This window comes from Actinacidiphila oryziradicis (assembly GCF_005047355.1).
Lineage (GTDB): Bacteria > Actinomycetota > Actinomycetes > Streptomycetales > Streptomycetaceae > Actinacidiphila > Actinacidiphila oryziradicis.
In genome coordinates this window covers 38,050-55,775 of the sequence record NZ_SUMC01000013.1, presented here as the reverse complement: position 1 = coordinate 55,775, position 17,726 = coordinate 38,050, and the positions used below count along the sequence as shown (strand labels likewise).

Genomic DNA, 17,726 nt, shown 5'->3' with positions numbered 1-17,726 from the left:
AACAGAGGTCAGCACTTGATGAGCACCGCAGCAGAGGACGCAGCCAGGGACACACCTGACGGGACCGATCCGACGGAGGCCACGCCGCCGGAGACCGGAACCGGGCTGTCCCTGCGCGGGCTGAGCAAGGAATTCCGGCTCGGGCGGCGCCGGGTGACCGCGCTCGACGGCGTCGATCTCGACACCAGGGAGGGGCAGTTCCTCACGCTGCTGGGACCGTCCGGCTGCGGCAAGTCCACCGTCCTCAGGATCCTCGCCGGCCTCGACACGCCCACCTCGGGCACCGCGCTGGTGCACGGCGAGGGTCCGGAGGTCGCCCGGCGGCGCCACCACCTCGGCATCGCCTTCCAGGACAGCGCGCTGCTGCCCTGGCGTTCGGTCACCTCCAACATCCGGCTGCCGCTGGAGATCAGCGGCATCTCGGCGGACGCGTCGGTGATCACCGACCTCATCAAGCTGGTCGGCCTCGAGGGCTTCGAGAAAGCCCGCCCCGCCCAGCTCTCCGGCGGCATGCGGCAGCGCGTCGCCATCGCCCGCTCGCTCGTCGTCGACCCGAAGGTGCTGCTGCTCGACGAGCCGTTCGGCGCCCTCGACGACATGACCCGGCAGCGGCTCAACCTCGAACTCCAGCGCATCTGGCAGGCCCGGGCGGTGACGACCCTGCTGGTCACCCACTCCATCACCGAAGCGGTGCTGCTGAGCGACACCGTCGCCGTCATGTCGCCCAGGCCCGGCCGGATCGTGGAGACCGTGCCCATCGACCTCCCACGGCCGCGCACACCGAAGATGCTCCGCTCCCCGGAGTTCCACGCCTACGCCGACCAGCTCTCCGAGCTGCTTTTCGGGCGCCCCGGAACGGAGGCCTCGTGAGTACGGAGTCGGCCGCCGGACCCGGGCGGGGACTGCGGCTGCCCACCGCGTGGGCCGGGGGAGCGGCCGGCATCGTCGTCCTGATCGCGGCCTGGTCCGTACTGGCGACCACGGTCCTCAGCACGGCCGACGGCGTCCCCACCCCCTGGGCGGCGGTGAGCGGGATCTTCGACGACGGCTGGACCTTCTACGGCCCGCACATCAGCCAGACCACCGGCGAGGCCGTGTCCGGCTACCTCATCGGCAACGGGCTCGCGCTGGCGTGCGCGGTGCTGGTGCTACTGGTCCCCGCCCTGGAGCGGCTGCTCACCCAGCTCGCCGTCGCCTCCTACTGCCTGCCGATGGTCGCGATCGGCCCGATCCTGTCGCTGGTCCTGGACGGGGACAAGCCGATGGTGGCGATGGCGGGCCTCTCGGTCTTCTTCACCACGCTGGTCGGCGCCCTGCTGGGGCTGCGGTCGGCCGATCAGGCCTCGCTCGACCTGGTGCGCGCCTACGGCGGCGGGCGGTGGCAGCAGATGCGCCGGGTGCAGATCGTCGCCGCGCTGCCGAGCACGCTAGCGGCGCTCAAGATCGCGGCACCCGCCGCCCTGCTGGGCGCCATCATCGGCGAGTACCTCGGCCGGGTGGACAGCGGACTAGGCATCGCCATGACCATCAGCCAGCAGCAGCTCGACGTGTCCCGCACCTGGGGCATCGCCCTGGTGGCGGGCGCGGTGGCAGGCGTCGGGTACGGCGCGGTCGGCCTCGTCGCCCGCTTCGCCCTGCCCTGGTCGCGCGGCACAACAGTGGAAGGCGGCGGCTCATGAGCGCCATCACCGCGACCGACCCGGCCGCCGACCCCGCCGCCGCGGGCGCGAGCGGTGGGCGGGTGCTACGGGGGGCGGGGCGCCTGCTGCGCCCGCTGGGCAACCTGGTCACCACGATGGCCGCCGTAATCGTGCTGTGGATCATCTTCCTGCAGGTCTACAACCTCGACCCGCTGGTGGCCAAGTCCCCGGCCGACGTATGGCGCTACCTCTTCGAGGGCGCCCAAGCCGGTGACCACCGCAGCCTCGTCGCCTCGGGCCTCGGCCGCACCCTGCTCGACGCGGGCGTGGGCTTCGCCGCGGGACTCGTGGCGGCCGTGGCCGTATCGCTGGTCTTCGTACTGGCCCGCAGTGTGGAGCAGGCCCTGCTGCCCATGGCGGTCGTCATACGGTCCGTGCCGCTGGTGGCGATGACACCGCTGATCACCCTCGTGTTCGGCCGCGGCCTGCTGGCCACCACCGTCATCAGCGGCCTGATCGTCTTCTTCCCTGCCCTGGTCACCATGTCCTTCGGCCTCAGATCCGCTTCCCGGCAGGCGGCCGACCTGTGCCGCGCGTACGGCGGCGGGGACTGGATGGTGGCCCGCAAGGTGATGCTGCCCAGCGCGGTGCCCGCGTTCTTCGCCAGCGCGCGGGTCGGGGTGCCCGGAGCACTGATCGGCGCGATGCTCGCCGAGTGGCTCTCGACCGGCCAGGGCCTTGGCTACGCCATGCTGAAGGACTCCTCGACCTTCGACTACGACCACCTATGGGCCTCGGTGGCCGTACTCACCGCCGTATCCGCGCTCTGCTACAACGTCATCCTCGCCGTGGAGACCCTGGCCCTCGCCCGCTTCGCCCCCGCCTCCCGCCCGAACGGCTGACCGGTGGGCGTCGATCTCCGGGTGGGACCGGCGCTCGTGGTGCCCGTCACGGCACTCCCTCTCGAGGGGTGGGTGGAAGTGGCGGGCGGCGGGATGTCCACGTCGGGACCGAGCCCTCCGCCCGCCCGGCCGCCGAGGTGTATGACGCGGCCGGACGGATCGTCATCCCCGCCCTCCGAAGGCGCTCGTGGCGCGACTACCCGGACGAGAACGGCAACACCCGCGACAAGGACTGAGCGCCCGCCCCACCCCATCCTGTCAGGCGGGAAAAGCGCTCGTGGGGGCGCCTGCGGGACTGGTAGGAATTGGAGATGGTTGCCGAAGCCCTTGATCCCATGGAACGCCTGCTCGCTGAGCGGGCCTGCGAGCGTCTGATCCTTGAGTTCGTTCGCCGGCTCGATCTGGGGGACCCCAGCACAGTGGCGGAACTGTTCACCCCCGACGGGATATGGGAATGGCCCGACGACAGCCGCCGCGTGCAGGGGCGTGACGCGCTGCGCGGCTACTTCGGCTCCCGGCCCAAGGACCGGCTGTCGCGCCGCATGAGCACGAACGTCCTGGTCACCGTGAACTCCGCGTCGGCGGCCACCGCGACCTCCTACTTCGCGACGTATCGAGTCGACGGCTATACGGACGGCATGCTGCCGCCCCGGCTGCCCACGAACGTGGGGCACTACGAGGACACGTTCCGCAAGGTCGGGGGCAGTTGGCTCCTCGCCACCCGACGCACGTTCCTGCCCTTCGGCGGAGAGACGGAGCACCTCGGCCACCCGCGTCAGCCGTGACTGTGCTGTGCGAGGGGCCCCTCCGCCTGAGCGGAGGGGCCCCTCGCTGATTTCTGGCTGATTCTGTGCGGACCGCCGACGGTGGCGCGGTGGTGGACGGCGCACCATCGCCCGGAGCGGGATACCACCCATGCAGAGCTGCGATGACACCGAACCTTGTCCCACGTGACCGGTGCTTCCTACGCTGCCTGGCATCCAGGCGCAAGGCGCTGCGACGGCGGGAGATCCGTTGAAACCCCTCACCGGCATTACGGCATTCACCAGGAACCCAGTGCGTTACCCGCGGCGGATGGCAGGCATCACTGAAATGGGCTTCCGGCCGCTTCTCCGGGTCCCTAATATCGGGGCCAATCCCCACCGTAATTCCGCGTATATCTGCTTCAGGCTCATTGTGCTGAGGATGCGCCAGACTCAAAGGAGAGTCTTTACGATGGCCGGAAGACCGGACACGGCCACGGCCACGGCCGCCCCGCATCGCACGGCACGTCTGACCGGCGCTGTCTGTGCCGCGACCGTCCTCGCGCTCGCGGCGGCGGGGTGCAGCAGTTCCGCATCCGACAGCACCTCCTCCTCCTCCGCCGCCGCCGCCGGATCGTCGGCGACGGGGTCCGCCGGTTCCTGTGGGACAGTGCCGACTGAGCCCTTCAAGGACGCCACCGGCCTGGTCAGGGCCCTGGGCGCGAAGTACGAGGCCGCCTACAGCGGCTACTCCGGCACCGTCCAGAAGAGTAAATGGGCGGACTGGAAGCCGACGAAGAAGTCCGGCTTCACCATCGGCATCTCCGAGTCGCAGCTGAGCAATCCGTACCAGACGCTGATCAACACCTCGCTGCAGAAATACCTGAAGGCAGACGGCTACAAGGTCATCGACCTGGTCTCCACCAATGAGGTCACCAATCAGATAGCCCAGTTCAATCAGCTGATCACCGACAAGGTCGACCTGATCATCTATCAGCCGCTGGCCTCGGGCTTCGACTCGGTGGTCGACAAAGCCGCGGCCGCCGGTATTCCCTCGATCTCGATGCTGAACAACGTCGTGGACGCGAATACGGTCAACGTCGTGCCGAACTCCTTCGCCGCGGGTGAGGCACAGGCCGCGGCGGTCGCGAAGGCGCTGAGCGGCAAGGGCTCCATTCTTGGTGTGCACGGCATCAAGGGTGTCCCGATCGACACCGACACCTTCACCGGTGCCAAGGCCGCGCTGGCCCTGTGCCCGAACATCAAACTCGACGACTCGATCTACACGGACTTCTCGCCCACCACCGCGCAGACCAACGTCCAGCACTACCTGGCGGCCAACCCGACGAAGACCATCGGCGGTGTCCTGGAGGGCGGCCCGATGACCACCGGCGTCATCTCGGCCTTCCAGAAGTCGAGCCAGACCGTGCCGACGATCGCCGACAACGGCCTGACCGTGGGAGGCGTGGCGTACTGGAACGCCCACCAGAGCAGCTACCAGGGCGTCGGCCTGTTCAACCCGGGTGACGGACTGGCCAACGCCGTGGCCCAGGTCGCGCACCACATGCTCGCCGGAAGCGGCGTCAAGGTCTCCGACATCGTCATCGATCCGCCGCTGGTGACCAACAGCAACCTCTCCAGCTTCTACAAGTCCGGCTTCGCGGTCGGCAATGCCGCCACGGTCACCGAGGGCGACGTCAACCAGTCCTTCGCGACCAGCAGTTACATCGACGGCTTCTTCAACTCCACGAACTAGGCCGGACAGGGACCAGCCGCACGAACCGGCCGACGTGACGTACGGCCCGGCCGAGCACAAAGGAGTGGTGTGTTGAACGAGCGGAGCCAGGTAGCGCTGGAAGTCAGCGGCCTTGCCAAGTCGTTCGGAGCGACGAGGGCGCTGCGGTCCTGCTCGCTCCGGCTGCCGGCCGGGGAGGTGCACGCCCTGATGGGCGAGAACGGTTCCGGCAAGAGCACTCTTGTCAAGATCCTCACCGGGATCCACGCACCGGACTCCGGTGGCTTCCTGGTCGGCGGCGCCGCGGTCCGCTTCACCGCTCCGGTGGCGGCGATCAGTGCCGGGGTGGATGGCCGTCTACCAGGAGGTCTTGGTGGTGGGCCCGCGCTCGGTGCTGGAGAACGTCTGGCTCGGCGCGGACGGGGTGTTCAGGCGCAGGGTCTCCGGGAGCGAGAAGCGGGCGAAGGCCACCGCCGTACTGTCCGAACTGCTGGAGCGGGTGCCCGATCTGGACACCCCGGTCGAGCACCTGTCGCTCAGCGACCGCCAGGCGTGCGGCATCGCACGCGCGCTGGTGCGCGAGCCGAAGGTGCTGATCCTGGACGAGGCCACCAGCGCACTGGACGTGGCCACCCGCGACCGGCTGTTCGCGGCCGTGGCCCGGCGCAAGGCCACCGGCATCTCCGTGCTTTTCGTCTCGCACCGGATGGACGAGGTCGACGCGATAGCCGACCGGGTGTCCGTCCTGCGCTCCGGCGAGTCGGTCGCCACGCTGGAGGCCAAGGAGGCCACCACCGCCGAACTCGTACGGCTCATGACGGGAGCGGAGCACCTGACGGGCGCCACGGCGGACGGTCCCGCGCACCGTGCCGCCCCGGACGCCGACGCCCCGGTGCTGCTGCGCGTGCGGGGCCTGCGCCTGGTGCCGGAGGCAGAGCCGGTCGACTTTGAACTGCGGGCCGGCGAGGTGGTCGGGCTGGCCGGGCTGGAAGGCCATGGACAGGACGCTTTCATCAAGGCCCTGTGGGAAGGGCCGCCTGGCGAAGGATCGGTCCTGCGGACGCAGGACGCTGCCGCTGCCGCTGCCGCTGCCGCTGCCGGTGCCGGTGCCGGTGCCGGCGTCGGCGTCGGCACCGGCGTCGAGACCGAGATCCGTTCCGAGCAGCGGGCCGCCGCTGCGGGCATCGGCTATGTGCCGCGCGACCGGCGGGCCGAGGCTTTGTTCGGGACCATGTCCATCCGGGAGAACTTCGCCGCCGCGACGCTCCGTCAGGACGGCCGCCTGGGGCTGATCTCCCGCAGGTCGGCGCTGGCCCGCTTCGCCCCGTACCGGGCCCGGCTGAAGATCCGGATGGGGCGGGAGTCGGACCCGATCACCTCTCTGTCGGGCGGTAACCAGCAGAAGGTCGTGATCGCCCGCTGGCTGGCCCGCGACCCCCGGGTGCTGCTGCTGAACGACCCGACCCGCGGCGTGGACATCGGTGCCAAGCGGGACATCTACGCGCTGCTGGACGATCTGACCCGTCGCGGCGTGGCCGTCGTCATGCTCTCCACCGAAGTCGACGAGCACATCGAACTGATGGACAGAGTCCTTGTCTTCCGCGAGGGGTCGCTGTCCGCGACCTTGCCCCGTGCGGAGCTGACCCGGCAGTCGCTTGTCGCCGCCTTCTTCGGACGGACGGTCGCCGCCGACAAGCCCGTCCCCGTCCCCGTCCCCGACCCGGCCTCGGCTGCCGCTGCCGCCGCTTCTGCCGCTGCTTCCGCGGATGGTGCCTCATGACCACCCTCACCGCCTTCCGGGGCTTCCTCGGCAAGCGCCCCTACGCGTTCGCCGGACTGCTCACCCTGACCCTGTTCCTGGTCGACGTCGCCGTCCAGCCCGCCTTCGCGGCCTTCTCCAACTGGGCCACGGTGCTCGCCTCATTCGCCCCGCTCGCGGTCGCGGCGATGGCCAGCACACCGGCGATCCTGTCCGGAGGCGGCGGTATCGACATCTCGATCGGCCCCGCGCTGACGCTGGTCAACATCGTGATCGTGGCTGATCTGCTGCCCCATGGCCTCAGCTCGCCCATGGTCGTCATCCCGATCTGTCTGGCGATCGGCACCGCGATCGGCGCGGTCAACGGCTTCATGGTGGCCGTGCTGCGCTTCCAGCCGGTCGTCGCCACCCTGTGCGCCAACATCATCATCAGCGGACTGGCCACCCAGCTGCAGGGCGACTCGGTACCCGCCGGCAGCACCGGCTGGACCAAGGACCTGGCCGGTTCGTTCGGTCCGGTCCCCGGCGCGGTGCTGACCATCGGCGCGCCTCTGCTGATCTGGCTGCTGCTCGCCCGTACGCCCTTCATCAAGGCCCTGTACGCCGTGGGCGGTGACGACGCGACGGCCTTCTCCGCCGGGGTGAACGTGCCCATGGTGCGGATCGCCGCCTACGCGCTCGGCGGACTGTTCGCCGCGATCGCGGGGATCGCACTGATGTCGCTGATCAACGAGGGCTCGGCCAGCATGGCCACGCAGTACACGCTGCTCGCCATCGCCTCGGTGGCGCTGGGCGGCACGGCCCTGTCCGGCGGACGGGGTTCACTGCTCGGCTCGCTGCTCGGCGCGGGCAGCATCTACCTGATCGACAATCTGCTCAACGAGGTGCATGTGTCCACGCTGTGGTCCACCGCGATCTACGGGGCGATGCTGGTCTTCGCCGTGGTCGTCGGAGCCGTACTCACCGACACCCGCCGGAGGGTCGCATGACCGTCACCGCACCGACCGACGCCGCGGTAACGGACGACGCCGCCCCGGGCCGGGTCCCGCCGCTGGCCGCCCTGGCCGAGTGGCAGCGCCGGTTCCCGTTGCTGCAGATCCTCGCCCTGGTCGCGCTGTACGGCTACGGCCTGGCCACCATCGTCGGCTTCGGCTCGCACCGGGTGCTGTACGCGATCCTCATCAATGGCTCCCTGCTCGGCCTGGCCGGGGCGGGCCAGACGATCGTCGTGCTCGTGGGCGGGATCGACTTCTCCATCGCGGCGTTCATCTCGGCCGGGGACGTCATCATCGCCGAGCTGTGCGGCACCTACCACTGGTCCACCGGGGCGGCGGCGGCGGTGGCGCTGGCGGTCGGTGTGGTGGGCGGCCTGGCCAACGGGCTGATCTCCTTCCGGTTCAAGGTGGAGCCGCTGATTGTGACGCTTGGCGTCAGCGCCCTGGTCTCCGGGCTCGTCCTCAAGTGGATCAACGGCTCCGCCACCGGGGTCGCGCCGCCCTGGCTCGGCGGTCTGACCGCCGCCAACGGCAGCACGTTCGGCCTGGCGATTCCGCCGGTGGTGCTGATCTGGGCCGTGGTCGCCCTGGCGATCCAACTGGTGCTCACCCGTACCCGCGCCGGGCGCAGCCTCTACCTGACCGGGGTGAACCAGCGGGCCGCGAAGCTCGCCCTGGTCCGGGTGAGCAGGACCTGGATCTGCGCGTACGTCGCCAGCGCGGTGCTGGCCGTCTGCGTCGGCATCCTGCTGGCCGGGTACTCGGGGTCGGGCGACGTCACCGTCGGCGATCCGTACCTGTTCCAGTCCCTGGCGGCGGTGATCGTCGGCGGCACGATGTTCGGCGGGCGCGGCGACTACTGGCGCACCGTGCTCGGCGCACTCGTCCTGTCCGTGGTCGCGCTGCTGCTGAGCGCCGCGCAGCTGTCCTCCGCCGACCAGCAGATGATCACCGGTGGGCTGATCCTCGCGGTGGTCGGACTCTACGGCCGCGAGCGGAGGCTGCGCGACCGTATCTGACGTCCATTCGGAGATGCCGTGACTTACTAGAACGCTTCGCGTCTTCGGGACCGAGGACGCCTTTCTCTCCCGGCCGAAGCCGGGGATTCCCAGGGAGCAAAGGCGGCGCGCTGACGTGCCGCAAACCCGTCACACGGCGCCCGGAAAAGAAGAACCCACAGTGCACGACCCTCAGGGAGACATGCAATGACGCAGATATCTCGACGCTCGGTCCTCGTCGCGGGCTCCGCCACCGCGGGGGCCCTGCTGCTCAACCCGGTCACTGCCAGTGCCAGCACCGGCGCCGCCACGGGCGGAGAGATCTCGGTGGCGGCCGGCGAAACCCTGGTGGTCTCCAGGACCACCAGGCTGGACCGGCTCACCATCGCCTCCGGCGGCACCATCTCGGCCCCGGACGGGTACAGCCTGACGCTGACGGTCAACGGGGTCGAGACCGGGCAGCTCCTGACGGCGACGGGAGCGGCTTCGACGCAGATCGCTCCCGGCACCTACCGGGGCGACATCTGCCTGACGGTGGCCGTGGCCCACCCGGTGGCCTTCGGCGGCCTCAGCTTCCCTTTCCGCCAGGCCCTGTACGTGGACGCCACCGGCGTGGTGAAGGCGAACTCCGTCCTGGCCGGCGTCCTCGGGGGCCGGCTCACCGACGCCTTCGCGCGGGACATCCGGCTCTCCTCGAACGGGGAGGCGTTCAACGGCGTCTACGTGGGGGGCGGCTCCTACACCCTGCAGAGCCCCAGGATCGCCTTCGAGGGCAACGGGCGCTGCGACTTCGTGGGCTATGGCGCGGCCGTCGTGGGCACCGGCACGAGCACCACGCTGGTTGTGGACGGTGCCACGATCTCCAACCAGGGCGCGGTCCGTACCGCCGTGATCGCCGACGGCGGCAGCAACGTCATCGTCAAGAACTCCACGATCGAGGTCAAGAACGGCGTGCTGCCGTCCGACTACCGGAGCACCGTCAACACCACCTACATGGAGGACGCGCCCTGGATGCTGAGCATCTCGGGCAATGTGCGCGCCACGAACCTGCTGGGCACCAAGAGCAAGGCGTCCTACATCAACTCCTCCATCACCTCCGAGGGATGGGGCGCCCTCTCCACCGACAACGGTTCACACTGCACCCTCTCGGCCGTCAACTGCCTTGTCGCCAACAGCGGTGACAGCGGGTACGGCTCGTACGCCATCGGCAACGCGACGGAGAACTTCCTCGGCTGCCGGTTCGACGTGGCCACGTACGCGACCATCAACCGGGGCGGCGCGGTGCACTACGCCGACAGCACCCGTGCCGCCGTCGCGAAGCTCAACACCGACCTCGGGCTCGGCCTCAGCGCCCGCGAGCTCGCGGACATCCCGGTGCGGGCCACGGTCGTCAACTCCCGTCGCTTCGGCGTCATGTGGCACGGCGCCGGCTCGGTGGACGTGAGCGGCGGGACGATCCTCAACTCCCGGGAGTCCACCTTCCTGGACAAGGGCCAGCAGGTCGCGATCACTGTCGACGGCTCCGGGGGCGCCCGGCTGAACCCCGGCAACGGAATCATCATGCAGGTGATCGAGAACGACGACCCGGGACCGGTGATGGTCGACGGGGTGCTGCTGAACGCCGGCGTCTACACCGAGCCCACGGGCGACCCCGCCAGGGACTCCGGCTTCGACGTCACCGAGGTCCACAGCGGCGACGCCACGGCCGCCTTCACCGACATCCGCCTCCAGGGCGACTTCTACAACGCCATGCGGGGCGGGCTGAACCTGGCGCTGACCTTCACCCGCAGCCGGATCGAGGGCGTCATCTCGGCCAGCACGTCCAAGCACGCCGTCACCACCATCACCTCGGCGCAGTGGCGGCAGCTCGGCGAGGTCACCAACACCCCTTCGGCGGCGGTCAACAACGGTGTGATCGTCGAGCTGGACAGCGGTTCCCGCTGGACGGTGACCGGGACGTCCTACCTGACCAAGCTGGTCCTCGCCGCGGACGCCGCCGTCACCGGCGCTCACGGCCGCACCGTGTCCATGACGGTCGACGGCACCGCGACGGCCATCAAGGCCGGGAGCAGCTACAGCGGCGCGATCGTGATCACGGTCGCGTAGCCCTGGCGGGGCTCGACCGGGGCGGCCCCGCACGCCCGGTCAGCGGACGTCGTGCCGGACCCGGACATTGGGCTCCACATACACGTCGTAGTCCTGGCCAGGCTCGCACCGGACGGGGCTGAGGGCACCCGGGACCTCCACCCAGCCCGCAGCCGCGAACGGCAGGGGCGTCGGCCACCGGGACCGGGTTCGCGACGTGCGGGTACTTGCTTTCGCTTGCCCGCCAACGCGTCGCGGACCCGGCCGGCCGCCCGTTCTGCTCGACCGCGACGGGGCTACTTCAAGTCGGCGGGTGTGAGGTAGCCGGTGTCGATGAGTTCCCGCTTGTAGTTGGTCTTGTCGACGCTGACCGGCGGCAGCAGATAGGCGGGTACGATCTTGTTCCCGTTGTCGTACTGCTTGGTGTCGTTGATCTCCGGCTTGCCGCCGGTGAGGATGGCGTCGCCCATCTGCACCGCGACGCGGGCGAGCTTGCGGTTGTCCTTGTAGACGGTTTCGGACTGCTCGCCGGAGAGGATCAATTTGACCGAGGCGGCCTCGGCGTCCTGGCCGGTGATGACCGGAAGCGGCTTGGCCGGGGTGCCATAACCGTCCGCTTTGAGAGCGGCGATGATACCCCGGGTGATGCCGTCGTAGGGAGAGAGCACAGCATCGACGTGCTGGGAGCCGTAGGAGGTGGCGAGAATATCCTTCATGCGGGCCTGGGCGATGCCGGGGTCCCAGCGCAGGGTGTTGACCTGCGTGATGCGCTTCTGGCCGCTCCCGATCACCAGCTGCTTCTTGTCGATGTACTTCTGGAGGATGCTCATGGAGCCGTTGTAGAAGTACTGGGTGTTGTTGTCGTCGGGGGAGCCGGCGAACAGCTCGATGTTGAATGGGCCCTTCCCGTTTTTGAGGCCGAGCTTGTCGACGATGTACTCGGCCTGGAGCTGGCCGACCTTGAAATTGTCGAAACTCGCGTAGTAACTCACGTCATTGCTCGCCAGAATCAAGCGGTCGTAGGCGATGACCTTGACCCCGGCGTCCCTGGCCTCCAGCAGGACCTCGCCCAGTGCCTCGCCGTCGATCGCTGAAATGATCAAGAGCTTGTCGCCTTGGGCGATCATTTTGTGGATCTGGGACACCTGGGTGTCGATGTCGTTGTTGGCGTAACGCAGATCCGTCTTATATCCCTTGGCTCCGAACTGCTTGACCATGGCCTGGCCATCGACGATCCACCGGAGTGAGGTCTTGGTCGGCATGGCGATGCCGACAGTGGAACCCTTGCCACCGTGGGCGCTGCTGCTGCTGGTCCCGCCGCCACCGCAGGCGGTGGCGGCAGCAAGGATGAGAACAGTGGTTACTGCCGTGGTGACCCGCAACTGGGCGGCTCTGGCATGGCGCATCAGGGTCAAATCCTTTCGGGGTCCACTAGGGACCGTGCCAGGGCCGAAGCGGAGTTGCCCTGGTCTGACAGACACGTACGGAGTTGCGGGCTATGCCGCAGATTGCGTGAGGCTAGCGGATGCCTCGGTGACATGTCGATGGAGGAAGCGCGAGATTTTGCGGGGCGTTTCACTTGACGTACCGGCCGGGACCCTGATCGGCGTGGTCGGACAGAACGGGATCCGAAGGAGTGCGCTCCTGCGGATCATCAGCGGGCACCTGCCGCCGGACGCCGAGTCGGTTCACCAGTACGGCAGTTGAACTGCGCGCACGGCTCCGGAGGGCAGGTGAACAGGAAGCCGCCCCCGTCGGAGGCGACCAGCCGTTTTAGCGTCTCAGATGAGCTTAGCTTTTCCTGGGTGGGCCTGCGTTTTCGGGCCTGCCTGGAAAATGACTTGCTCGCCGGGTGGCAAGGGCGTGGTGGTGGAATCCTGCGCCGAGTCTTGCCCCGAGGCCGGACCGACTCCCGGTTACGGTCTACGGTCGGCAGACCAGGATGCCGCCGAGGCAGGTGATCCTGAATGAGCCCTCCGTCGCGATGGCCGCAGCGACGAGTTCGCGTGCGCGGGCCACGGTCTCCTCGAAGGGGACGCCGACGCCCAACACCAGCGCAGAGAACGGCGTGTGGTGGCTGGTGCTCGGGCTCGGCGGCGGCATCCTGGTCCTGGGGCTGCTCAGCACCGGGCGCTGGGCCAGGGACACCGCCGGGCGGGCGGCGGCACTGTTCGAGGATGTGGACCGGGGCGCGGATCCTCGAACTGCCTCCCTCCGCCGCCGATGATCGGCGGCGGGGCACCGACCTCGATGTTGTGGTGATCCCAGGCACGCCGAAGGCTGCCAGTCGGCAACGATGGCGAGGGTCGCCCCGGCGCAGGGGCGAATCCTGCGGACAGCGTTCTGAATCGAAGGCGACGGCGTCGACTGCACGAGCTCTCCACTGGACTCAGCAGGACCGTGGCTTACGTGCCTACCAGCTGCACAATGCCCTGACCTGCCAAAAGCCTTGGCAGGTCTAGATAACGGCGGGCTGGGCCGCCTTCGACGCCGGCAATACACGACCAGGCGCGGCACCTGTACACGGAGAGCCTCAAGGCCGCCGAGCAGGCCGATGATGCTGCGCTGACCGGCAACGCCTACGCGCTCCTCTCCTACCAGCAGACCTCACTTGGACAGAGCGGTGTGGGCTTCGCGGAAGCTTCATGCGACGTCGTGCGGGACCAGCTGGTGCCGGCCAATGTCCGCACCTTGCTGCACGAACGCATGGCCTGGGCCTACGCGACCGCGGGCGACAACACCAACGCCGAGCAGCGCCCTGGCCCACGCCGAAGAGACCGTCCGGGACGTCGGCACAGCGCCGGGCCCCGACTGGGCAGCCTGGGTGGACCACGCCGAGGTGCAGATTATGACCGGCCGCGGCTGGGTCGTGCTGCACAAGCCTCTGCGCGCGGTGCCCGTGCTGGAGCAGGTGCTTGCGGGTTTCGACGACGCCCAGGCCCGTGACAAGGCGCTGTATCTGTCCTGGCTCGCCGCCTATTGTCCGCCATCGTCCTCAATGCGGCGATGTACTCCTCACCCTCCCCGTACTGACCCTCGTGCCAGAACACGGACGCCACCGGGCCGAGCACTTGAGCTGAGGCAGCAAGCCGGGCCTTCACTGCGGAGCGGGCGAGTGCAGCGGCGGCCTCCCGACTGTCGGCGGTCGTGGACACCTGGATGAAGTCAGCCAGGGCGTGAGCGTAGTTGGCCCGGACGTTGGAAGGTGGCGTCGCGCGGACAAAAGCAGGGAACACCTCTCGGGTCTGAGGTCCCTTTGGCTGCCCCATGCGGTGGCGCGAGCGGCCCAACGCAAACCGGCGAATCGCTGTGTGGCATCGGCGGAGTCGTTGGCGGTGCCCGCACGTAATACAGCCGTCCTTCGGCGGATCCGCACCCGCCGAAGGACAGGTGTATTGCTCTGCAGCCGTATTTCCTTCACGGCCCGGCAGACTCGTCGCTGGCCAGGTTGTCGTCCTGAATCTCGAGTTTGGACCGGCAGAGGCGGACTTTCCTCCGGATCTGTTCCTGGTCCGCGCGAAGCCGAGCGATCTGCTTCTCGACCCGGTGGTCGTGTTCCTCCAGCAAGGCGAGGCGTTCTGGGACGGTGTCGTCACCGCTGCGGGTGAGCTTCACGAAGTGGAGCATCTCTGCGATCGGCATGCCGGTGTCGCGCAGGCAGCGCAGCAGGAGGAGCCAGAGCACGTCGATTTCGGTGAATCGCCGACGTCCCCCGGCGGTCCGGTCGATCTGGTGCAGCAGGCCGATTCTCTCGTAGTAGCGGATCGTGTCCCAGCTGAAGCCGGTCTTCTCGACGACCTGGCGGGGTGAGTAGAAGGTCACACGCCCGAGGGTCGCACCAGGAGTGGGCTCCCGGTCAAGGCGCGTTTGACCCGGAGTGAACTCCGGGTTGCACAGTCGTCGGTGAGCGCGGGCCGCCGGTCTCCTCCTGCGGCTCACGGCACACAACGGCGAGAGGCAACGACGGTGACGATCAATGACGCGCTGGCGCGGTATCACCTGCTCGGGCGCACCGGACTGCGCGTTTCGCCCATCGCCCTGGGTGCGATGACCTTCGGGGAAGGCGGCTGGCACGCCGGCGAGGACACCGCCCGCTCGATCTTCCTGCGCTACCTGGAGGCGGGCGGCAACTTCATCGACACCGCCGACATCTACGCGGGCGGCAGGAGCGAGGACCTGCTGGGCACCTTCATTCAGGAGACCGGAACACGTGATCGCCTGGTCATCTCGACGAAGTTCACCGTCGCGACCACCCCGGGCGACCCGAACTCCGGCGGCAACGGGCGAAAGAACATCCTGGCCTCGCTCGACGCCTCCTTGCGGCGCCTGCGGACCGACTACGTGGACCTCTACTGGCTGCACATGTGGGACGCGATCACTCCGGCGGAAGAGGTCATGTCGACCTTGGACACGCTGGTCCGCAGCGGGAAGGTCCGCGCCATCGGGCTGAGCAACGTTCCGGCCTGGTACGCCGCAAAGGCGCACCTGCTCGCCCAGGCGCGCGGCTGGGAGCCGGTCGCCGCGCTCCAGCTCGAATACTCCCTCGCCGAACGCTCCATCGAGCGGGAACACCTTCCCGCCGCAGCCGAGCTCGGCATCGGCGTCATTCCCTGGTCGCCTCTGGCGAACGGCCTGCTCACCGGTAAATACGCACGCCAGCAGACAGCGCAACCGCAAGGGATTGGCCGCCTGGCCGAGATGGAGACGGACGGCACACTCGAACGGACACGCACATCAGGCAATCCGACGTTCACGAAACTCTTCACCGACAACACCTGGCGCACCATCGACCTACTGTCTGATGTCGCGCACGAGATCGGCCGGAGCCCGGCGCAAGTCGCGCTCAACTGGGTCACGCGGCGCCCCGGAGTCGTGTCCACGCTGGTCGGCGCGACCAGGGTGCAGCAGCTTGACGACAACTTGCGCGCCATCGACTTCGAAATTCCGCACGCGCTTGCCGAACGGCTCGAGGAAGCGAGTCGGCCGCTGCCTGGGTACCCGTACTACTTCTTCGGAGCGGCGACACAGCCCATGATCAACGGCGGCACAGCGGCCGTGTACGCAACACCGTCGTGGTCGGAGTAGATGAGCCCCTGAGAGGGATGGCTTCCCGCCGAAGCCCGGGGCACAGGCTCGCCGGAACCGGGCACAAAGCCATTCAGCATTCAGCTCGCCTGTTCCGGCCGGTATCAAGCCTCAGACCCGCCAGCACCACGAGGTCGCTTGGTGGAGCGCCCTGCCCAAGTTGGCGGGCCCCCACCATCTTCGGTCGGCGGTTCAGCGGTGCTGTTGCCGCTGGTCCGAGAGGGTCGGGTGAGTGCGGTTTACCGGGGGCGGGACGGTGGTGGATTGCGTGGGCTGGGTGGCCGCTGTCTGGCTGCGGGCGCGGGCGGCCTTGAGACGGGCGTTGGCAGTGGCGGTGATGCGCCAGTTGAGGACGTGGGCGATGCTGGTGGCGGTGTCGAGCTCGCGTTGTTCGGCGGCTTCGGCCAGGGCATTGGCGGGGTGATGGCCGGCGGTTTCGGCTTTGGCGAGGGTGGTGGTCAGAGCCGGCCAGGCGGGGTCGGTGAGGATGCGGTCGGCGTGGGCGGGGAGGGCTTGGCGGACGGCGGCTTCGTAGCGGCGGACGTTGTCCGGGTGGGGTGCGCGCTGGGCGAGGTCGGCCAGGAGGGGGCCGGCGGTCCGGAGGTAGGCCGCCTGGAGGTGGGTGAATGCCTCGCGGGTGGCTGCTGCCTGCTGTTGGTGGCCCCGGACCTCGTGCCAGCGGGCGGCGGCGATGGCGACCAGGACCAGGGTGGAGAGCAGGACGGCGAGCGCGGTGCCGTCTTCGCCGCTGGTGGCGGTGTGGAAGAGGTTCCCGCGTGCTGGTCGAATATCCCTGGAGGACTTCGCGAAGAAATGGGAGGCGTCGGCCATCGCGGGGGAGACGGTCTCCCGGATCACCGACAACGCGCTGCGGCTGCACGTCGTCCCGGTGCTCGGCTCCCGCGCGATGACCGCGTTACGGCGCCATGATGTGCAGGTCATGTTCAAGAGCCTGTCGGAGCAGCTCGGACCCGGAAGTGTCCGGAACATCTACGACGTGCTCGTCCGCATGATGACCGCCGCAGTCGAGGACCGGGTGATCCCGTCAACCCCCTGCCGCCGCATCACTCTCCCGCCGTTGCCGGACGAGGAGATCGTGCCGCCGACGGTCGAGCAGGTGCAGCAGATGGCCGAGGCGATGCCGCCGTACCTCTCGGCGGCGATCGTCGTCCTCGCCGGATCGGGCTTGCGGATCGGTGAGTTGCTGGGCCTGAAGGTCTCGGACATCGACTTCAAGCGCGGGACCATCCGGGTGGAGCGGCAGCGCAATCAGGCTGGGGCCACCTGCCCGCCGAAAACGGCCAAGTCCCGTCGTACGGTCCCGGTCGGAGAGGTCGTCACCGACGCGCTCCTGAGCCACCTGGCGAAGCGGCCGTCCAAGGAGTGGCTTTTCACCATGGAGGAGAGCGCGCCCCTCACGTACCGCCGATGGAAGAACGAGTGGAACTGCGCGCGGCGGGCGTTGCAGAAGGCGGAGAAGGGAGAACGAGGCGGCCGAGCGCGAGGGCCGCGATCCCGTCGAGCTGCCGCATCTGGTCACCCACGACCTTCGGCACTTCTTCGCCTCGGCGCTCGTCGCGGGCGGCGCCGGCGTCAAGCAGGTGCAGGTGGTCCTCGGTCACGCGACCGCCGTCATCACCTTGCGGATCTACGCGCACCTGTGGCCCGGGGAAGACGACCGCACCCGGTCCGTCATGGACTCCGTGCTGGCAGTCTTGCGGACCGGGTGCGGACAGGCGACTACCGAAATCGGTGTTGTCGCAGGTCATGCGGCATGATCCAAG

Annotated in this window: 17 protein-coding genes and 2 pseudogenes; 15 read left to right on the top strand and 4 right to left on the bottom strand. The window is 68.8% G+C overall.

Translation table 11 applies throughout. From position 1 onward, the window contains the following. Positions 1 to 18 precede the first annotated feature (18 nt). The 11 genes and pseudogenes from FCI23_RS16190 to FCI23_RS16145 all read left to right on the top strand — a co-directional run bounded on the left by FCI23_RS16190 (position 19) and on the right by FCI23_RS16145 (position 10,878). Positions 19 to 870 carry an ABC transporter ATP-binding protein gene (locus FCI23_RS16190; RefSeq protein WP_136724597.1) on the top strand — a complete coding sequence of 284 codons (852 nt, stop codon included), beginning with the start codon at positions 19 to 21 and terminating at the stop codon, positions 868 to 870. Beyond that, entirely contained in the window at positions 867 to 1,679 is an 813-nt protein-coding gene (locus FCI23_RS16185; RefSeq protein WP_136724596.1) for an ABC transporter permease, read from the top strand. Before FCI23_RS16190 ends, FCI23_RS16185 begins: the two co-directional genes overlap by 4 nt. Beyond that, a complete protein-coding gene (locus FCI23_RS16180) occupies positions 1,676 to 2,542 on the top strand; it encodes an ABC transporter permease (protein ID WP_136724595.1) in 867 nt (288 codons plus the stop codon). The genes FCI23_RS16185 and FCI23_RS16180 overlap by 4 nt, the downstream gene beginning before the upstream one ends. Positions 2,543 to 2,610: 68 nt before the next feature. Beyond that, positions 2,611 to 2,778: a hypothetical protein gene (locus FCI23_RS56400; RefSeq protein ID WP_169316814.1), complete on the top strand. Its 168-nt coding sequence runs from the start codon at positions 2,611 to 2,613 to the stop codon at positions 2,776 to 2,778. A 75-nt stretch (positions 2,779 to 2,853) separates the two neighbouring features. Beyond that, on the top strand, positions 2,854 to 3,327 hold the full coding sequence (locus FCI23_RS16175) for a nuclear transport factor 2 family protein (protein ID WP_136724594.1): 474 nt from the start codon (positions 2,854 to 2,856) through the stop codon (positions 3,325 to 3,327). Positions 3,328 to 3,757: 430 nt separating this feature from the next. Continuing rightward, complete coding sequence (locus FCI23_RS16170) at positions 3,758 to 5,041, top strand: substrate-binding domain-containing protein (RefSeq protein WP_169316813.1); 1,284 nt, start codon at positions 3,758 to 3,760, stop codon at positions 5,039 to 5,041. A gap of 69 nt (positions 5,042 to 5,110) precedes the next feature. Then, a pseudogene (locus FCI23_RS63745) lies at positions 5,111 to 5,323 on the top strand (ATP-binding cassette domain-containing protein); the annotation flags it as partial. A gap of 46 nt (positions 5,324 to 5,369) precedes the next feature. Continuing rightward, a complete protein-coding gene (locus FCI23_RS16160; RefSeq protein WP_136724592.1) occupies positions 5,370 to 6,800 on the top strand; it encodes a sugar ABC transporter ATP-binding protein in 1,431 nt (476 codons plus the stop codon). Continuing rightward, positions 6,797 to 7,768 carry an ABC transporter permease gene (locus FCI23_RS16155; protein WP_136724591.1) on the top strand — a complete coding sequence of 324 codons (972 nt, stop codon included), beginning with the start codon at positions 6,797 to 6,799 and terminating at the stop codon, positions 7,766 to 7,768. Before FCI23_RS16160 ends, FCI23_RS16155 begins: the two co-directional genes overlap by 4 nt. After that, a complete protein-coding gene (locus FCI23_RS16150; RefSeq protein ID WP_136724590.1) occupies positions 7,765 to 8,793 on the top strand; it encodes an ABC transporter permease in 1,029 nt (342 codons plus the stop codon). The genes FCI23_RS16155 and FCI23_RS16150 overlap by 4 nt, the downstream gene beginning before the upstream one ends. A gap of 186 nt (positions 8,794 to 8,979) precedes the next feature. Continuing rightward, positions 8,980 to 10,878 (top strand): hypothetical protein, encoded by a 1,899-nt coding sequence (locus FCI23_RS16145; RefSeq protein ID WP_136724589.1) that lies wholly within the window; start codon positions 8,980 to 8,982, stop codon positions 10,876 to 10,878. A 275-nt stretch (positions 10,879 to 11,153) separates the two neighbouring features. Here the strand turns inward: FCI23_RS16145 and chvE are convergent, their stop codons facing one another. Next, on the bottom strand, positions 11,154 to 12,263 hold the full coding sequence (chvE, locus tag FCI23_RS16135) for a multiple monosaccharide ABC transporter substrate-binding protein (RefSeq protein ID WP_136724588.1): 1,110 nt from the start codon (positions 12,261 to 12,263) through the stop codon (positions 11,154 to 11,156). Here chvE and FCI23_RS63740 point away from each other — a divergent pair. Both FCI23_RS63740 and FCI23_RS63060 read left to right on the top strand, forming a co-directional pair. Then, on the top strand, positions 12,205 to 12,564 hold the full coding sequence (locus tag FCI23_RS63740) for an ATP-binding cassette domain-containing protein (protein ID WP_136724587.1): 360 nt from the start codon (positions 12,205 to 12,207) through the stop codon (positions 12,562 to 12,564). The genes chvE and FCI23_RS63740 overlap by 59 nt on opposite strands. Positions 12,565 to 12,814: 250 nt before the next feature. Beyond that, positions 12,815 to 13,084: a hypothetical protein gene (locus FCI23_RS63060; protein ID WP_211265344.1), complete on the top strand. Its 270-nt coding sequence runs from the start codon at positions 12,815 to 12,817 to the stop codon at positions 13,082 to 13,084. 619 nt (positions 13,085 to 13,703) lie between these two features. On the opposite strand, the gene cutA is transcribed toward FCI23_RS63060, so the two are convergent. Together cutA and FCI23_RS16110 are read right to left on the bottom strand one after the other, a co-directional pair. Next, complete coding sequence (gene cutA, locus FCI23_RS62360) at positions 13,704 to 14,126, bottom strand: divalent cation tolerance protein CutA (RefSeq protein ID WP_322973842.1); 423 nt, start codon at positions 14,124 to 14,126, stop codon at positions 13,704 to 13,706. 148 nt (positions 14,127 to 14,274) lie between these two features. Continuing rightward, complete coding sequence (locus tag FCI23_RS16110; protein ID WP_136724586.1) at positions 14,275 to 14,679, bottom strand: MerR family transcriptional regulator; 405 nt, start codon at positions 14,677 to 14,679, stop codon at positions 14,275 to 14,277. Between the two features lie 144 nt (positions 14,680 to 14,823). On the opposite strand from FCI23_RS16110, the gene FCI23_RS16105 reads away from it, so the two are divergent. After that, positions 14,824 to 15,942: an aldo/keto reductase gene (locus tag FCI23_RS16105; RefSeq protein WP_211265343.1), complete on the top strand. Its 1,119-nt coding sequence runs from the start codon at positions 14,824 to 14,826 to the stop codon at positions 15,940 to 15,942. 192 nt (positions 15,943 to 16,134) lie between these two features. On the opposite strand, the gene FCI23_RS63735 is transcribed toward FCI23_RS16105, so the two are convergent. After that, positions 16,135 to 16,773: a hypothetical protein gene (locus FCI23_RS63735; protein ID WP_407645969.1), complete on the bottom strand. Its 639-nt coding sequence runs from the start codon at positions 16,771 to 16,773 to the stop codon at positions 16,135 to 16,137. On the opposite strand from FCI23_RS63735, the pseudogene FCI23_RS63055 reads away from it, so the two are divergent. Further along, positions 16,715 to 17,720: pseudogene (locus FCI23_RS63055) on the top strand (tyrosine-type recombinase/integrase); the annotation flags it as partial. The gene FCI23_RS63735 and the pseudogene FCI23_RS63055 sit on opposite strands and share 59 nt — an antisense overlap. Positions 17,721 to 17,726: the final 6 nt, after the last annotated feature.